Here is a 15,362-nt window from a genome sequence, read left to right as displayed (position 1 = left end):
AGTTTTTTTATTTTTCTATCACTGCTTGGGTTCGGATATAGTTGCGCCAGCCTCCAGTCGCGGTGATTTCATGCATGCCCTTAACCAGCCAAGGTTCACCAAGTACTCCAAGTACTTCCGTTCCATCAGCCAATATCACCTTGCCAATAGACAGACCCGCAGGCTCATTACTCAGTACAGAAGCGAAGGCTTCCATCGGCAGTTCCCAGACTTCGAGATCAACACTGTTGTTTGCTTCGCTGGTGCGGATCATCGCAGGGTGGACATCATTGATTGACCATAGCCGATAGTGGCTGTCGGTTTTGTCTTCACGGATGAACTTCCCACCGACATTAGTAAGGTTTGGATTAAGTTCAAGGCCGCGCATCAAAGTGCCATTTACGGCTAAAAGGGTTGTGTTTGACATAAGGTGTACTCCGTTAAAAAGTGGCCCGGTCATGCCGAGCCAAGTTGAATTAGTTGTGGTTGCGAATCCAGGTACCTGTCTTACTATCAATGGCTTGGATTAATGTACTGGCTTTGGTTATTACGCCAGCACCATCGGGGTTGCCTTCAAGGAACTGCAGCAGTGCATCGACTTTCGGTTTCATTGAGCCTTCACCAAATTGGCCCTGTTCACTGAGTACTTTAGCGTCGGTAGGTGTGAGGTGATCTAGCCACTGCTGCTCGGGTGTACCAAAGTTGATGGCGACTTTCTCGACACCTGTAGGAATGATCAGCATGTCGGCCTGTAATTCTTTGGCAAGCAAGGCGGACGCAACGTCTTTGTCTATCACGGCTTCGACACCAATCAGATCGCCACTTTCATTTCGTTCAACCGGAATGCCACCACCTCCTGCGGCAATGACCAGTGAACCGCAGTTCAACAAGGTTTTGATACTATCGATTTCAATCACTTCTTGTGGGCTTGGGCTAGCAACACAGCGTCGCCACCCTCGACCAGCGTCTTCCATAATGAACCAATCCAGCTCATCAGCGTATTTCTCAGCGGTAGCCTTATCCATAAACGAACCGATGGGCTTATTCGGTGCCAGGAAAGCAGGATCATTAGGCTCAACCCGAGTTTGGGTGACTAATGTGACAACTGGGCGAGTAAGCCCACGGCGCTGTAATTCATTGCATAGCGCTTTCTGGAACATGTAGCCGATTGCGCCTTGGGTATCACCAACGGCATAGTCGACAGGTACCGGATCCACTTCATGGGCAGCTAGCTCTGAGCGACGCAGAATAAAACCGACTTGCGGGCCATTGCCGTGGGTTAGCACTAAGTCCCAGCCTCGTTCGATTAAATCCACCAGATAACCAACGTTATTGGTCACCGTTTGGTATTGATCCTGAATAGAGCAATGTGCGTTATCGTCAATTAGGGCATTACCGCCAAAAGCCACAACGGCTAAGGGTTTCTTATTCATATCTGACTCCTAGCGGTAGTGGTGGGGTGCGAGTGAGCGTAATGCATCAACAAAGCATTGCATCGGCGCGGTGGTGATACCGGCCCCAATCTGGCCCACACCTGCCTGTTTGTGAGCAATACCCGTATTGATAATTGGCAGTACGGAATGATCGACCACCTTGCGAGCATCAATACCTGCAGCCGTAGGCGCAAAGTTAAGTGCCGGGAGTGTGAAGGCCGGGTTGCCTCCTAGCGTGATGGTTTGCATTGAGCGGCTGTTGTTTGTCGCATCAGCTGGTGTACCGCCAACAAATTTCACGATGGCTGGCGAGGAAGCCATAGCGAAACCGCCAACACCGGCTGTTTCAGTAATGGCACTATCGCCCAAATCAGCGGCAGCATCGTCGACGCCGTAACCCGGGAAGAAAAGCCCATCAACTGGGTTCGCCGGGGCTTGGAACCATGTGTTGCCTGTACCAGAAAGACGGATACCGAAATTGACACCGTTACGCGCCATAACGGTTACCATGGTACTGTTTGGCACATTCTCGGCGGCCTTAAGCATACTTTTACACGCTGCCATCGAGAGGTTGAGGAAGAAATGGTCATTGGCTGTAATAAAACCAACGGCACGCTGTATCTGTTCCTGTGGTAGTGAGGAGCTTAGTAGCGCGGGCACCAGCTGTTTTAGCAATAAACCCGTTGCTGCTGCATTGCGGTTATGGACTTCATCACCCATGTGTAGCGCTTGAGCCATAATTGGCTTTAGTTCAATGGGACCAGACTGTAGCAGCATGGCTTTCATGGCTTGGGCAAGCTCAGCCCCCATCCATTCAAGGCGCTCAATAACGGCTTCACTATTCGCACCAAAACGTAATACTTTACCAAGACCTTCGTTGAAGTTGCTGTATACGCGTTCGTTGTTATGCGCTGGATTTTCAACGACCCATAGCGGCATAGAGCGGCTGATTATGCCTGCCATTGGCCCAACGGCATCATAGTGGTGACAGGGTTCAAAGGTGATTTCCCCATTGAGGATAAGTGTTTCTGCTTGTTCAAGGTTTTCAGCCCACTTCTCGAATAAAATGGCACCTAATATAGCGCCCTGAACAGGACCGCACATGTCATGCCAAGCAATTGGAGGGCCAGCGTGTAAGATCAGTTTCTGCTCTGCCAGTGCTGGTATTGCCTCACCGGCATGCATGACATCCACTAGCATTGGTTGGGCGGCGAGGTAACGATCCATCGCCGTTTGGTTTGCCTGCTCAACCTCAGGCTGGTTTAGTAGACTCGCAAGGGCGAGACCGCCGTCACGGTCGCCACCTGCTGGTGGTTGCCAATTCATGGCAATAGCCTCACCACCGGCACGTTCAATGTTAGAGGCAAAGCTCGCGAGACCGGCATTAAGGACCGTAAGCTTTTGAGTGAAAAGTGCTTTCATTGGAATTACCTAATTAGCCAAGTTGAGAGACAAGGTGAGCGGCGAGATGTGCAGCATCAGCATTATTGTTAGCCACCAAGACACCAGCATCTGCCAATGAATGACGGATCAATTCGCGTGATTGGGGATCCTGTTCGGTACCACAAACATGGGCGATAAAGGCTGGCGGAGTGGCCTGTTCACTGTTGATTTGCTCAATGATGGCAAGGAGTTCAGACAAAGGTTGCTCAGAGGCTCCGTAACCGAGAACAACATCAAACAGTACAACTGCAGTATTGGGGTCCTGAGCGTCTTGAAGAATGCGCTGGTTGCGCAAGCTTGGGTCGATCATTGGATGCGGACGGCCCTGGGTGAAGTCGTCATCACCGAGGTCAACAATGGTGTGTTGTTGGCTGTGCCAGACATCTTCAAGCAAGCTGTTGTGCTTAGTTGGGGTATTTGAGTGTGCGACAATGCCATACTTAGCTGCGATAAGCTGTGCTTCATAACAGAAGGTACCGCCAGCAAATACACCTCTGATGTAACGCTGGGTTACTGAAAGCTGGGTTTGCCGTTTTGCCAACTGTGGTTCACATGCTTTTACACTGCTTTGTGTTTGCGCAGTGGCTTGTGGGATTGCTTGGTTGCCAAGAATAGCGACAGCAACATCAGCAGAGTGTGCCAGTGAGTCAGCGAAATATACATTGCTTGGTGTAGATTCCGTTTTGCTGGCACCAAGGAAGTGAACGACAACGGGTTTATCTATTTGCGATGCGGTTGACAAGATACTCTCGGCAATCGCTTTTGCTGGTGGCTTAGATATCAATACAATAACTTGCGTTTCTTCATCGTCGGCCAGTGCTTGCAGGCCGTGTAACATAGAAATCCCACCGACTTCCTGGTGTAGGTCATGGCCGCCAGTCCCCAAGGCTTGGGATACCCCTTCACCCAGTTGATGAATACGGCATGTTGCTTCCTGTAATCCAGTACCTGATGCCGCGACTACGCCAATGGCACCACGACGGACAACGTTGGCAAAACCAAGTGGAATACCGTTAATAATGGCGGTTCCACAGTCTGGGCCCATCACCATTAATTCTTTCTGTTGCGCTAGCTGCTTGATACGTTTTTCATCATTGAGCGAGACATTGTCACTGAACATCATGACATTTAGGCCAAGGTTCAGTGCTTTCATCGCTTCTGCCGCCGCATATTCGCCAGGTACGGAGATCAGCGCGAGGTTGGCATCGGGGTGATGCTCTAAACCAAGCGCAAAACTGGTGAGAGTTTGCGAGAACTGCTGGCCATCGTTGGCGGTATCGGGTTTGGCTGTTAGGGCTTTTTGTGCGTGCTCGATGGCTTCATCACAGGCTTTGTCGTTACCTCTAACTGCAATGACGAGGTCGTTGGGTTTGGCTGCAATGTCTGTACCAAAACCAGCATCAGCCATGCGGGATAAGTTGGCTTCGGTTCCCATAACGACTGAAGCTTCTTCGATGCCATCAGTTGTATTAAGGCTGGCTGAAATCTGCATCAGGGAAACAGAGTCCTGATAGAGATTTTCAAACGTTTTATATTTAATAACCATATTAATACCAGTCAGTTTTAACTTGTTAACTCAGTAATAATTTCTTTATGCAGTACACGATGCCTGCAACCGTATCGGCACCAGAACTTGAACCAATATTGAGGTTGGTTGTTATTGTTGCTTCAATTGTTGGTATCTCTGTTGCCGTAAATAAGTAATAAATCAGCCATTGCACTGGCTTTGAAAAATGCTGTGATAGTGCCAGTGATAAATAGTGAGCGCTGATATCTGTCGTCTTCGCAATACCTTGTGGTACTTGCTTTTGCAAACGTTGGTAGGCTACGCCAGCTGTAGGGTTTAATTTCTGTATGCTGGCCAGCACGGCTATAACGCCGATCAGAAAGTCATCACCGGAAGGGGTGAGTCCTATACCATAACCGATGTTTTCAACAAGTGTTTCTGAGAAAGAGCCAATACATTTAGGTGTGTTTAAACCTAGGTGACAAATATATTCATCAACAGAAGATAGTGGCTGTATTTCGTTTTTTGAAATATGTTTTACCAAAACTTTCTCTGCGATGAGAATATTATCTTTAATTCTCTCTTTATTTATTTGTGGTAAAGGTGGCGCCTGTGACCAGTCTGTGGCAGCTAGAGTATTTATTGCCAGCGATGAAGGAGAGCTAAAGCGTATAATACCTCCTCGCATAAATACGGTGTCACCCACATTTACCATTGCCATTAAGTTTTTTTGTGCCCCCCAATTGCACTGATAGGCTGTTGGGGTCTCAGGTAATGTGTCGTCGAGTAGGGATACCAAAGGTGTCTCTTTTTGATCTGTGGCTATATTTACCGACCGCTTAAAGACGCTGTGTACTTTGCCATTGAATGACAGAGTTGGGCAAAGGTATCCCTTAGTAAGCGCAAGGATCATGTCTGCAGCTTATTTTAGGCCCTCGATAATATTTTCCGCGTTAGATACCCAACCGAAAATTGCACCCTGCGCTTTGATCATTTCGAGTGCATATTTTTGAAACTCAGGGAAATAAGAACCCACACAATCTTCGGGAATGATGCACTCATAACCGCGGTCATTGGCTTCGCGCACTGTCGTGTTAACACAGACTTCGGTTGTTACACCACAAACAATCAGGGTTTTGATATTGTGGTTTTGCAGAATAAGGTGAAGGTCAGTTTGGTAGAAAGCCCCTTTACCTGGCTTATCGATAATAGGCTCGCCAGTGATAGGATAGAGTTCTGGAATAATATCATGGCCTTCTTCGCCTCGAATAAGAATACGACCTTTTGGACCGGTTTCGCCAATGAAAGTTTTGCCACCACGCGTTAGTTTTGCTGGCGGGCAGTCGCTAAGGTCGGCACGGTGACCTTCACGAGTATGAATAACCATCATTCCAGCATCGCGTGCTGCTTGTAGTACTTTGCCGCAAGGCTCAATGGCAGAGCGAACCAGCGACACATCATTACCGAGTGCTTCACCAAACCCGCCGGGTTCAACAAAGTCACGTTGCATGTCAATGACAACCAAAGCAGTTGTTTCAGGAGTAAAATCGAGGGCAAAGGGTTCGGCATTAAATGTTCTAGTCATAGTTCAATAACCTTTAATTATTGGGTCAGGCTAACTCTTGGTGGTTAGCACAGGACTGATATTATCCAGCCGTGACTAATTAAAAAAGTGAGTAAATTAGACCTCTGAAATCAAAGATTTTGATGAGTCAGACATAGATGTGTGACTCATCACATTATTATGGCGTTTGATGGCCTAGAGTCGCGGGAAATCACAGTTTTTTTGCTGACATCGAAAAAACTGATGTGTTATTTCAGCTTTTTATTGACTTGAAAGGCTGAAAATCGGAACTGGATCACGGCGTTGGCGCGCCATTTTAGCGGCACCACTGGCCGGTTTTTTCTGGCTGCATCAAGTATTCGATACACCAGTTCAACACAGGGCTCTCACGGTTGGCGTGCCAGGCATAAAAAAGCTGTGTCGGCTGTTTATGCTCGACAATGGCTTTCTTAATGACAGTTCCTTGGTCTAGTAAGTGCTTTATACGGTGATGGGGGATATAGCCAATTCCGACACCACGTTCAATCATCTTAATCGCGGTTGTTAACTCCGGGGCATAAATAATTTTCTGCCCCGTGAGGGACCAGGTATCTTGCGGTGAGATGTGCTGTGAGGTGTCTTTGACGACAATGGCGGGGTAATACCGTAACTGCTCTGCCGTTAATACAGTTATTTGACTTGCTAGTGGATGACTCTGCGCGACGATGAAGTCCCATTCAATGTTACCGATGGAATGGTAGATAATTCCTTCCATCTTTGGTGCTGAGTGTGGTGCACCAATGACCAAGTCAGCCCGCCGATCGTATAACGCATCCCAACAGCCGTTGTAGACTTCAGTTTTGATTGAAATCTGGGTCGAGGGAAACTGCTCATTTAGTTGTTCAATTAAATCAATGAGGCCTTCACGATTGATAATATTATTGATCGCTATCGAAAATGATATATCAACCCCCGTACTGATCATGGCTGTGTTGCGAACTAACTCTTCGTAAGAATCAAGCATCCATTGGCTTTGGTCGATAAAGTATTGCCCCGCAGGCGTAAGCTTCACCTGCCGACCGGTTCGGTCAAACAATGGAAAGCCGAGTTCTTCCTCCATTTTTTTTACTGTATAGCTAACGGCTGAAGGTACGCGACTGAGTCGCTCTGCGGCAACAGCAAAGCTGCCTGATTTGGCGATGACATGAATGGTTTTTAGCGCGTCTTTAGACAGGGGCATGCTGATATCCGAATAGCGATGATGATAAAATTATATGTTTTTGAGTATGGTAATCAATGTCATGAGTGCACCTGTAAGTTAAACATCACAACTTGAACCTAATAAAAGCAGAATTAGTTTCTCCATATCAACACCTTCTTTACACTGCTTTCTTAGTCAATGTTCCATATTCACCCTGATAGCCTTGTTGTTACAGATGGAACAGGGGCTACTATTAATGATGGGCTAGGAGGAAAGAATGAAATATAAAACGCTAATTATTGCATTAGTACTAGCTACTGCAGCCCCAGCCCATGCTGGCTGGGATGAGATCAAAGACGCTGCCTCTAAACTTGGCGAGGAAGTGGGCAAGGGCTCTAGAGAAGCCTGGGATTCCGTGTCGGATTTCTCCAAGGAGACTTGGGATTCTGTCTCGGAGTGGGGTGAGGATGCCTATAACACGGCGGGCGAGTGGACGGACGCCTCTATCGAGAAAAGCAAAGAGTGGCTGGACGTGGCCGATGCCAAGTTGGATGAGATGCTTGAGCCTGAAACCCCGGAAGAGGCTCGCCTGGCCTTGGATACCATGGCCGATACCGCTTTAGTGCGCCTATTCAACGAGCAGCCTTCAGCCAAATTGCTGTTTGATAGCGCCTATGGCTATGCCGTTTTTGATTCGCGGAAATTTTCTCTTATGCTCCATACCAACCAGGGCGCGGGAGTGGCTGTTAATCGCGAAACGGACAAACACACTTACATGAAGATGTTTGGTGCCGGGTTGGCCGTTGGCTTGGGGGGGAAATTCTACCAGCAAGTGATTTTCTTCGAAGACCAACAAACCTTTGAGGGCTTTGTGACCGAAGGCTGGGAGGCAACTTCGGAAGCAGGCGTTGTGGCGGGGACTGAAAGCGCCGAGCTGGCCGCCAAATACAATGGCGGTATGGCCATTTACCAAATTGGCGAGAAAGGCTTGTTGCTTGATGCCAATATCTCAGGATCGAAGTACTGGGTGGATACTGACTTGACTGAATAGCGCGCAATACCTGCGGATGATGAGTACTGAGCATCTACTGGCTGGTGTTGGTTTCCGCACCGTTATTGTCTACATAACTGCTTTGGGTTGTAACCATTCATAGTCTTTATTTGATGCTTGTCCACAAAATTATCAATAGAGCCTGATAATTTTATTACTACGCGTTATGTTAAGTTCTACTGGGCGTCAGACGTCTTAATATATAAACAAAATAAAAAAATCAGGCTAGAAATGGACACAAAACGTACTTGGGGATTTATTTCGCTACTTATTGGTAGTGTTTCTTTGATTTTTGGCTTCATCACCATCAGCGGAATGATTGGACAGACACAGGTTGTTTCCAATATGAGCACTTTTATTTCTGCGGGGGGAGGGGATTATTTTCATACTTTTAGCCCCGACTATGCGGCAACGGAAATCAAGCATAAATACCAATTGCTGCTCAGTAGTGGTATCGCCATGATGGCTATCGGCGGATTAATGATGCGTGGACAGTGGCAGCGATACTGAATATAACGGCTCGCTCCATGACTTGGGGAAGACCTCAAGTTTAACTACACTACTTTCATGTATATCCAAGTGTCTTCAAGCGGATGAGCTCCTAAAGGGCGAGTTGGCTTGGTTCAACCAAGTCTCTGAAGCGACTTGGATATAAAGGGTAAGGTGACTTGCTCTTTATATGGAGGCGTGTGATGAAAGGCTTTATTAGTGGGCTACCTAAAGTTGAACTGCATCTTCACCTTGAAGGCACTCTTGAGCCAGAGTTGATGCTCGCGTTGGCCGAGCGGAACAATGTGGCACTTCCCTTTTCCTCAGTTGAGTCACTCAAAGCGGCTTATCAGTTTGATGATCTTCAAGCTTTTCTCAAGCTTTACTACCAAGGTGCGGCAGTACTGCGAACCGAACAAGACTTTTACGACCTCACTTATGCGTACCTAGAACGCTGCAAGAAAGAACATATTCTCCACACTGAGGTTTTCTTTGATCCCCAAACCCATAGTCAAAACGGTGTCGCTTTTGAAACCGTGATCGAAGGGATCATCCGCGCCCTGGCAGATGGCGAAGCTTGTCTGGGCGTCTCATCAGGCTTGATTATGTGCTTCTTACGGGATTTGCCGGAAGAGGACGCCATAGAGACCCTCAAGCAAGCGATATCCTATCGAGACGATATTATCGCTGTGGGGCTGGATTCGTCAGAGCTGGGCAATCCGCCGCAAAAGTTTGAGCGGGTATTTGCTATGGCAAGGAACACCGGTTTTAGAACGGTCGCTCATGCCGGAGAGGAAGGCACGGCAGAGTATATCTGGGAGGCGATCGAAGCACTTAAAGTTGATCGGATCGATCATGGCGTACGGTGCAGCGATGACCCCAAGCTGGTGGCATATTTAGCCTCGCATCAGCTTCCACTGACGGTGTGCCCGTTATCCAATGTGAAGCTCAAAGTGTTCGAAGATATCGGCTCTCATAATATTATCCAGCTGATTAGACAGGGAGTGCTGGTCACGATCAATTCAGATGATCCCGCTTACTTTGGTGGCTACCTCAATGATAACTTTTTGGCTGTTGCTAAAGCGTTCGATTTGACTAAACAGGAAGTCGCACAGATGAGTGAAAATGCGATCAGGGCAAGTTTTTTGAGTGCCGAGAGGAAACAGCAGCTTCAACAGAAATTAGATCATTATCTGGAAATCCAGTTCCGGCCGGTTATCTAAAAAAAAACGCCTATCAAGTCCATGATAGGCGTAGCAATAAATCGATTAAGGAACAACATATTTGAAGTGCGAGAATCATACGATCCGGGTGAAAAACGTGCAACGATCGGTTATGTAAAAGTTGTATGTTGTTTTGTTAATTCTCTTTTTGTTGAGATAGTTAGCATAGACTACATAATCAAATTTTTTATCCGCGCAGGGATATTGTCCAAGACCCTTTGATTTTAAAGGGGTAATTCCCGCCTTGGTGTCAAAATCATCGCATGGTACTTCGCCTTGCTGGCGTGGCAACTCAGTCAAACAGTGATTTTACGGCTTTCTGCAATGTTAATAACCAATTGGTTTTCGGCTTAATAGTGTGAGCGTGATCAACACCAATATAATAGCATTGCATGAACTGCTGGCGGATGATTTCAGCTTGCTGAGCATGATTGGCAGCGAGCTGCTGGCTGATCTCGGTGGCGTGATCATTGGCGTAGCTGAAGTCTATGCCGTTACATCCCTGACAGAGGAACCATATTTTGGCGATGGCTGTGACTTCTACTTCATTCATGGTGTGGAACTTCTGGGCATGCTGTTTACCAACATGCTGCTCGAATAGGGCATCCATTTCTGCAATTTTGCTTTGAGTTGCCTTAAATTCCCCCTGGGCTTGCTGGATGGACTGGGTGAATAAGCCAAGCGCAAGAGCATGCTGGGTTTTCTCTTGCTTTTGCTGGCAAACACTGAGGAAAAAGTCCGAGCGGAAATCGACGAAGCCGTCAGCAAATTCGCGTTCGGTATGACTAAACGGGAGTTGTTCAAAGCCAAATTCGTTCAATAAGTGTCGTAATGGTTTCATACTGAGTTATAGGTAAAAAGCGCTATAGCCAGTATACGAAAATTAGAGCTAACTTTCTAAATCATTCACTTAGACTATAGATAACGGGATATATGCAATGTCCTATTCATCTAGAGGGAAAAGTTATGTCAGGCTTTTATGAGTTATCTGCCAACAGAATCAACGGCGATAGTGTGGATATGAGTGAGTTTGCCGGGAAGGTGGTGCTGGTGGTCAATACCGCAAGCGAATGTGGCTTTACGCCACAGTACAAGGGTTTGCAGGAGTTATTTGATAAATACCAGGAAAAAGGCTTAGTGATCCTTGGTTTTCCGTGCAACCAGTTTGGTGGACAGGAGCCAGGAGCGAATACTGAGATAGAGCAAGTATGCCAGCTCAACTATGGGGTCAGCTTTCCGATGTTCGAAAAGGTAGATGTGAATGGGCCTGACAGCCACGAGGTGTTCAAATACCTTACCAGTGCCTTACCGGGCTTGATGGGCAAGAAGATAAAATGGAATTTTACTAAGTTTTTGATCGGTCGTGACGGCAAGCCCGTGAAGCGCTATGCGCCAACGAAAACGCCGGAGGCGATAGAAAAAGACATCGTCAGGGCGCTTGGACGATAGGCAGTTTGCCCATGTAAATTCAATTTGTGGTAGCTCATAGGTTCACCATGTGGGCTAGCACACTCATCTAAGAACTAAACGGATGGCTCTTGGTAAAGGGTGTAGTAGAGATCAAGGCTTTTGGGTTGTCTGAACTGAATGAGTTGATCGACCGTAGATTGCTTGGCCTGAGTATGGTAACTGCCATAAATATCAATGAGCTCCTCAATGGCTTTGTAACGACCACTTTTTTGTTTTTGCTCGGTGAGGTAGCGATTGAAAAAAGCCAGTTGGACAGAAGAGTCATTAAAGTTGCCGAGTTGATCCTGCAGCACTTTCAGTTGGGCAACTTGTTGTTCGATATTAATCGTTGATAAAAGCGGGGAAAAATATTCCAGTAAATAGCGGAATTTTTTACAGTCGATACGGAGTTGATGAATGATGGCATCATTGCTGTTGGCATCAATGTTATGGCACTGGCTTTCGATCTGCTTGAATTGGTGCCAGAGAAAGCTATGTGCTGTCGCTTTGCTTCCTAGTTGGCCTTCAACGGTCGGATTGGCCCGCATCCTATCTAGCTGGGCCAGTACTTGCTTGCACGATGATTCGTATGTTCCTGACTTTAGCCAATCTTTTAGGTATTTGAGCGACTTTGTTCGTTGTGACTGGAGATCATCAAAGAAGCGAGTCAACCCTTTGTGGTGCTGATGATCAAGCAGCGAAAAGTACTGCTCCATGTTCAACAAGAACACATCCAGGTCTCGCATCAAGTTGGTGTGCTGCATCAGCTGTTTCAAGTTTTCTTTTAGTATGTCCTTCTCCTGGCGGTGGAACAGCGGCTTCAGTAGGCTGATCAGCGCACGGCTTCTTCTCAGCGCAACGCGGTATTGATGAATAAACTCTTCGTGATCATCACGGATAATACCCAGCTCATGCTTTCTGGCATGTTCGAACTCATTGACGAGAAAGTGGTAAGTAGGTAGGTAAATTTCTACTTCAGGAGAGAGTTGTACCGCTGGTTTCTTTCGTTTCGGTAGCTTGAGCTGATCCCGCTTTGTCACTGTCATAACACATACCCTCCTTCAGTAATAACTGTAGTGTTAAATTTCCTCTTTGGTGATGAGACAAGCAAAGTCTCACTGGCAAATCAGAACAAAACAAAAACTGAGACGGCAAGCTCGCGTCTAGGTAAAGATGTGGTTGGCAAGTTGGGTTTACAAAGTCATTTTACAGTTTTGCAACATGGTTTGCAGCACGAATTTCTCATCCATTTAGAGAGCTGCTAATTCTTTAGATAAGGTCATTGACCGCATTGATTTTAAGCAGATAAGGATGATGAAGATGATTGAGAACCCACTAGGGACAGATGGCTTTGAGTTTGTGGAATATACCGCCCCAACCCCCGAAGGGATCGCAAACCTAAAACAACTTTTTCATGATATGGGTTTTGCCGAAGTGGCCAAGCACAAGCACAAATCTGTCTGGCTATACCGCCAAGGTGATATCAATTTTATCGTCAATGGGGAACGACACTCGCAAGCCGCAGGCTTTGCTGGGGTTCACGGTGCGAGCGTCAATGCGATGGCATTTCGGGTTGCCGACTCTGTCAAAGCGTTGGCCTACGCTGTAGCAAAAGGCGCAACCGCATGTCCCCCGCAGGCTGGCCCGATGGAGTTGAATATTCCGGCTGTCTATGGAATTGGCGAATCGTTGATCTATTTGGTAGACCGATACGGCGAGAGCAACATCTATGATATAGATTTTGATTTTTATCCTGACTACCAAGCTCGAATGCAAGAGCGAGATGCCGGTCTGCTTGTGATTGACCACCTTACCCATAATGTCAAACAGGGAAACATGGATTTATGGGCAAGTTTTTACGAGCGTATTGCCAATTTTCGAGAAATTAGACATTTTGATATAAAGGGCAAAATGACAGGCCTGCTGTCGCGAGCGATGACCGCCCCGTGCGGAAAAATCCGGATCCCGATCAATGAATCCCGTGATGATAAATCCCAGATAGCAGAATACCTGGACCAATATAATGGTGAAGGGATCCAGCATATTGCTATGAGTACCGATGATATCTTTGCAACCGTATCAAAACTGAAGGCGGGCGGATTAATATTCATGGATACGCCCGATACCTATTATGAGGGGATCAACCAGCGCTTGCCCGGTCACCATGAAGATGTCGCCAAGCTCAATCAGCTGAAGATACTGATAGACGGCGATGAAACGGGTACTTTATTGCAAATCTTTACTGATACAGTAATTGGCCCAGTGTTCTTCGAAATCATTCAGCGTAAAGGCAACGAAGGTTTTGGTGAAGGTAATTTCCAAGCCTTGTTTGAATCCATAGAGCTAGATCAGATACGCCGTGGTGTATTGGTGCAGGATGATGAGAGTTGAAAGAAAACACCTCTGAGTTTCCTCAGAGGCGTTATTATTTTTATTCTGGTAGCTTGTGGGCAATACCTGCGTGACAATCAATACATGTCAGGCCACGTGCTTCCATTGTCTGGTGGCGTCGTGACGCGTTGCGAGATTGATTTTCAAAGTCCATTTGCGTCACATCATGACAATAGCGGCACTGTTTAGAGTCATTTTCCTTGAACTCGTGAGTGACCTTCTCGGCAAGGCGAGGGCGGTGCTCCGATTCAAAGTTCTCAAGGTTAATTTTTCCGGTGATCATATGAATGATGTCGACACTAGCACCAATTTTGAGTGCCATTTTCGGGAAAAACTCCTGAGGAACGTGACAGTCGCTACAGGTCGCAGCTACCACCCCTTTGGTATTGGTAAAGTGTGGTGACGCTTCATACTCTTCAACGATAGTATCCATGCCAACATGACAGCCATAACAGAAATCATTGTTATTGGTGTAGGTCATGCCGTAGTGGAAACCACCTAAAGCAAAGGCTCCCAAAATAAAAGCTAGGATGCCACCAAGCGGAATACCCAGTAGCCATTTTTTGCTGGGCTTACTCCATAAGCCCTTTTTTTGTTGAGGGTTACTCAAGGTGCTTCCCTCTATTATTGGTAGCTAGCGTAGTATTCAACTACAGCTTTGATGTCGTCATCGCTCATGGCCTTGATAGCGTCAACCATGCTCTTGTCAGCATCGCGCTGGCCATTTTTGTATTCCATCATACTAGCCAATAGGTAGCCTTTTTTCTGGCCCGCAAGAATAGAGGCTTCATCAAATGGGTCACTTCCGCCGTCAGCGTGGCAGCGAGCACAGCTCTTGTCGTGAAGCTCTTTACCCATAGCTGCTAGATCGGCATCGAAAGGCTGCTGAGCGCGGACAAAAGGTAGTTCGGCATAATGAGCGGCTAGAGCTTCAATCTGATCTTCGCTAAGTGATTCAACAATGGTAGCCATGTCATCTGTCTTGCTGGTATCGCCATGAACATAGTTAACCGTTTTGGCTGGTCTGCCATCTAAATACTGCATCATTTGATCGCTCAGGTTCCACTCAGGGATACCGGCAATCGTTGGAATATCAGTTTGAGTACTGACCCCTGCAGGGCCGTGGCAAGACTCACAGCTCTGGATCAGTTCATCTGAAAGAGCGTGGGCGTTAAATGCAATGAAACTAGAAGATAGAGCAATTAATAAAGCTGTTTTTTTTGTTTTTGTTAAAAACGACATACAAGCAAACTCCGCAGCAACAATTATTTTCAAATTTATTATATTCTAACAGGAAAAGTGTGGTTATGATAAATTGTAAATAATCATTAAGGGTTAGTTTGCATTTTGGCTGATTATTATCACGAGCATTTAAGTGCTAATAATTTATCTGTTTTATATGTTTTGGATATATATCAACATACGATATGACAGATTTGTGAAATACAAGATCTGCTCTATCTTATTGATAAATAACATATATACCAGATGCTGGTTTATGACCTTTGCTATGTAACTTGCTGTTTTATAACCCTTAAGGTTGTTGCACGGGAAATGTGTACCTTTGGGTTGAAGGTCACTAACTCCGTGCTTGACATATTATTTTTAAGCTGTTAGGGGAGGGTGGTCGTTATAGTGAACAGTTAAAAAAAT

Annotated in this window: 16 protein-coding genes; 5 read left to right on the top strand and 11 right to left on the bottom strand. The window is 46.5% G+C overall.

The window, feature by feature from the left end:
- Nucleotides 1–7: 7 nt before the first annotated feature.
- The 7 genes from PTW35_RS24605 to PTW35_RS24575 form a co-directional block, all read right to left on the bottom strand.
- Nucleotides 8–406, bottom strand: coding sequence for a glutamyl-tRNA amidotransferase (locus PTW35_RS24605; protein ID WP_281027880.1), 399 nt, complete (start codon nucleotides 404–406; stop codon nucleotides 8–10).
- 49 nt (nucleotides 407–455) lie between these two features.
- Nucleotides 456–1,412 (bottom strand): carbamate kinase, encoded by a 957-nt coding sequence (gene arcC / locus PTW35_RS24600; protein ID WP_281027879.1) that lies wholly within the window; start codon nucleotides 1,410–1,412, stop codon nucleotides 456–458.
- Between the two features lie 9 nt (nucleotides 1,413–1,421).
- Nucleotides 1,422–2,834, bottom strand: a complete 1,413-nt coding sequence (locus tag PTW35_RS24595) for a DUF1116 domain-containing protein (RefSeq protein WP_281027878.1) — start codon at nucleotides 2,832–2,834, stop codon at nucleotides 1,422–1,424.
- 13 nt (nucleotides 2,835–2,847) lie between these two features.
- A complete protein-coding gene (fdrA, locus tag PTW35_RS24590) occupies nucleotides 2,848–4,401 on the bottom strand; it encodes an acyl-CoA synthetase FdrA (RefSeq protein ID WP_281027877.1) in 1,554 nt (517 codons plus the stop codon).
- 25 nt (nucleotides 4,402–4,426) lie between these two features.
- Nucleotides 4,427–5,275: a DUF2877 domain-containing protein gene (locus PTW35_RS24585; RefSeq protein WP_281027876.1), complete on the bottom strand. Its 849-nt coding sequence runs from the start codon at nucleotides 5,273–5,275 to the stop codon at nucleotides 4,427–4,429.
- A gap of 9 nt (nucleotides 5,276–5,284) precedes the next feature.
- Nucleotides 5,285–5,947, bottom strand: a complete 663-nt coding sequence (locus tag PTW35_RS24580; protein WP_281027875.1) for a cysteine hydrolase — start codon at nucleotides 5,945–5,947, stop codon at nucleotides 5,285–5,287.
- Nucleotides 5,948–6,242: 295 nt separating this feature from the next.
- Entirely contained in the window at nucleotides 6,243–7,145 is a 903-nt protein-coding gene (locus PTW35_RS24575) for a LysR substrate-binding domain-containing protein (protein ID WP_281027874.1), read from the bottom strand.
- Nucleotides 7,146–7,383: 238 nt separating this feature from the next.
- On the opposite strand from PTW35_RS24575, the gene PTW35_RS24570 reads away from it, so the two are divergent.
- From PTW35_RS24570 to PTW35_RS24560, 3 genes are all read left to right on the top strand, one after another.
- A complete protein-coding gene (locus PTW35_RS24570) occupies nucleotides 7,384–8,157 on the top strand; it encodes a hypothetical protein (RefSeq protein WP_281027873.1) in 774 nt (257 codons plus the stop codon).
- A gap of 231 nt (nucleotides 8,158–8,388) precedes the next feature.
- Nucleotides 8,389–8,667 carry a hypothetical protein gene (locus PTW35_RS24565; protein WP_281027872.1) on the top strand — a complete coding sequence of 93 codons (279 nt, stop codon included), beginning with the start codon at nucleotides 8,389–8,391 and terminating at the stop codon, nucleotides 8,665–8,667.
- A gap of 182 nt (nucleotides 8,668–8,849) precedes the next feature.
- Nucleotides 8,850–9,869: an adenosine deaminase gene (locus PTW35_RS24560; RefSeq protein ID WP_281027871.1), complete on the top strand. Its 1,020-nt coding sequence runs from the start codon at nucleotides 8,850–8,852 to the stop codon at nucleotides 9,867–9,869.
- Between the two features lie 292 nt (nucleotides 9,870–10,161).
- Here the strand turns inward: PTW35_RS24560 and PTW35_RS24555 are convergent, their stop codons facing one another.
- Complete coding sequence (locus PTW35_RS24555) at nucleotides 10,162–10,710, bottom strand: hypothetical protein (protein WP_281027870.1); 549 nt, start codon at nucleotides 10,708–10,710, stop codon at nucleotides 10,162–10,164.
- A gap of 125 nt (nucleotides 10,711–10,835) precedes the next feature.
- On the opposite strand from PTW35_RS24555, the gene PTW35_RS24550 reads away from it, so the two are divergent.
- Nucleotides 10,836–11,318 carry a glutathione peroxidase gene (locus PTW35_RS24550; protein ID WP_281027869.1) on the top strand — a complete coding sequence of 161 codons (483 nt, stop codon included), beginning with the start codon at nucleotides 10,836–10,838 and terminating at the stop codon, nucleotides 11,316–11,318.
- A 74-nt stretch (nucleotides 11,319–11,392) separates the two neighbouring features.
- On the opposite strand, the gene PTW35_RS24545 is transcribed toward PTW35_RS24550, so the two are convergent.
- On the bottom strand, nucleotides 11,393–12,364 hold the full coding sequence (locus tag PTW35_RS24545; RefSeq protein ID WP_281027868.1) for a CHAD domain-containing protein: 972 nt from the start codon (nucleotides 12,362–12,364) through the stop codon (nucleotides 11,393–11,395).
- Between the two features lie 265 nt (nucleotides 12,365–12,629).
- Here PTW35_RS24545 and hppD point away from each other — a divergent pair, with 265 nt between their 5' ends.
- Nucleotides 12,630–13,709, top strand: a complete 1,080-nt coding sequence (gene hppD, locus PTW35_RS24540; protein ID WP_281027867.1) for a 4-hydroxyphenylpyruvate dioxygenase — start codon at nucleotides 12,630–12,632, stop codon at nucleotides 13,707–13,709.
- A 40-nt stretch (nucleotides 13,710–13,749) separates the two neighbouring features.
- Here the strand turns inward: hppD and PTW35_RS24535 are convergent, their stop codons facing one another.
- Complete coding sequence (locus tag PTW35_RS24535; protein ID WP_281027866.1) at nucleotides 13,750–14,319, bottom strand: NapC/NirT family cytochrome c; 570 nt, start codon at nucleotides 14,317–14,319, stop codon at nucleotides 13,750–13,752.
- Between the two features lie 14 nt (nucleotides 14,320–14,333).
- The gene (locus tag PTW35_RS24530; protein ID WP_281027865.1) at nucleotides 14,334–14,951 is read right to left on the bottom strand and encodes a c-type cytochrome; all 618 of its coding nucleotides are present in this window, start codon (nucleotides 14,949–14,951) and stop codon (nucleotides 14,334–14,336) included.
- Nucleotides 14,952–15,362: the final 411 nt, after the last annotated feature.

The sequence above is a fragment of the Photobacterium sp. DA100 genome, assembly GCF_029223585.1.
In the GTDB taxonomy this organism is placed as follows: domain Bacteria; phylum Pseudomonadota; class Gammaproteobacteria; order Enterobacterales; family Vibrionaceae; genus Photobacterium.
Note: the sequence above shows the minus strand (reverse complement) of the source record. Positions and strands in the feature narration are given on the sequence as shown.

Coding starts and splice junctions, on each gene's coding strand:
- PTW35_RS24605 (WP_281027880.1), bottom strand. CDS start 406: ATGTCAAACACAACCCTTTTAGCCGTAAATGGCACTTTGATGCGCGGC.
- fdrA (WP_281027877.1), bottom strand. CDS start 4,401: ATGGTTATTAAATATAAAACGTTTGAAAATCTCTATCAGGACTCTGTT.
- arcC (WP_281027879.1), bottom strand. CDS start 1,412: ATGAATAAGAAACCCTTAGCCGTTGTGGCTTTTGGCGGTAATGCCCTA.
- PTW35_RS24550 (WP_281027869.1), top strand. CDS start 10,836: ATGTCAGGCTTTTATGAGTTATCTGCCAACAGAATCAACGGCGATAGT.
- PTW35_RS24575 (WP_281027874.1), bottom strand. CDS start 7,145: ATGCCCCTGTCTAAAGACGCGCTAAAAACCATTCATGTCATCGCCAAA.
- PTW35_RS24530 (WP_281027865.1), bottom strand. CDS start 14,951: ATGTCGTTTTTAACAAAAACAAAAAAAACAGCTTTATTAATTGCTCTA.
- hppD (WP_281027867.1), top strand. CDS start 12,630: ATGATGAAGATGATTGAGAACCCACTAGGGACAGATGGCTTTGAGTTT.
- PTW35_RS24570 (WP_281027873.1), top strand. CDS start 7,384: ATGAAATATAAAACGCTAATTATTGCATTAGTACTAGCTACTGCAGCC.
- PTW35_RS24560 (WP_281027871.1), top strand. CDS start 8,850: ATGAAAGGCTTTATTAGTGGGCTACCTAAAGTTGAACTGCATCTTCAC.
- PTW35_RS24555 (WP_281027870.1), bottom strand. CDS start 10,710: ATGAAACCATTACGACACTTATTGAACGAATTTGGCTTTGAACAACTC.
- PTW35_RS24585 (WP_281027876.1), bottom strand. CDS start 5,275: ATGATCCTTGCGCTTACTAAGGGATACCTTTGCCCAACTCTGTCATTC.
- PTW35_RS24545 (WP_281027868.1), bottom strand. CDS start 12,364: ATGACAGTGACAAAGCGGGATCAGCTCAAGCTACCGAAACGAAAGAAA.
- PTW35_RS24565 (WP_281027872.1), top strand. CDS start 8,389: ATGGACACAAAACGTACTTGGGGATTTATTTCGCTACTTATTGGTAGT.
- PTW35_RS24580 (WP_281027875.1), bottom strand. CDS start 5,947: ATGACTAGAACATTTAATGCCGAACCCTTTGCCCTCGATTTTACTCCT.
- PTW35_RS24595 (WP_281027878.1), bottom strand. CDS start 2,834: ATGAAAGCACTTTTCACTCAAAAGCTTACGGTCCTTAATGCCGGTCTC.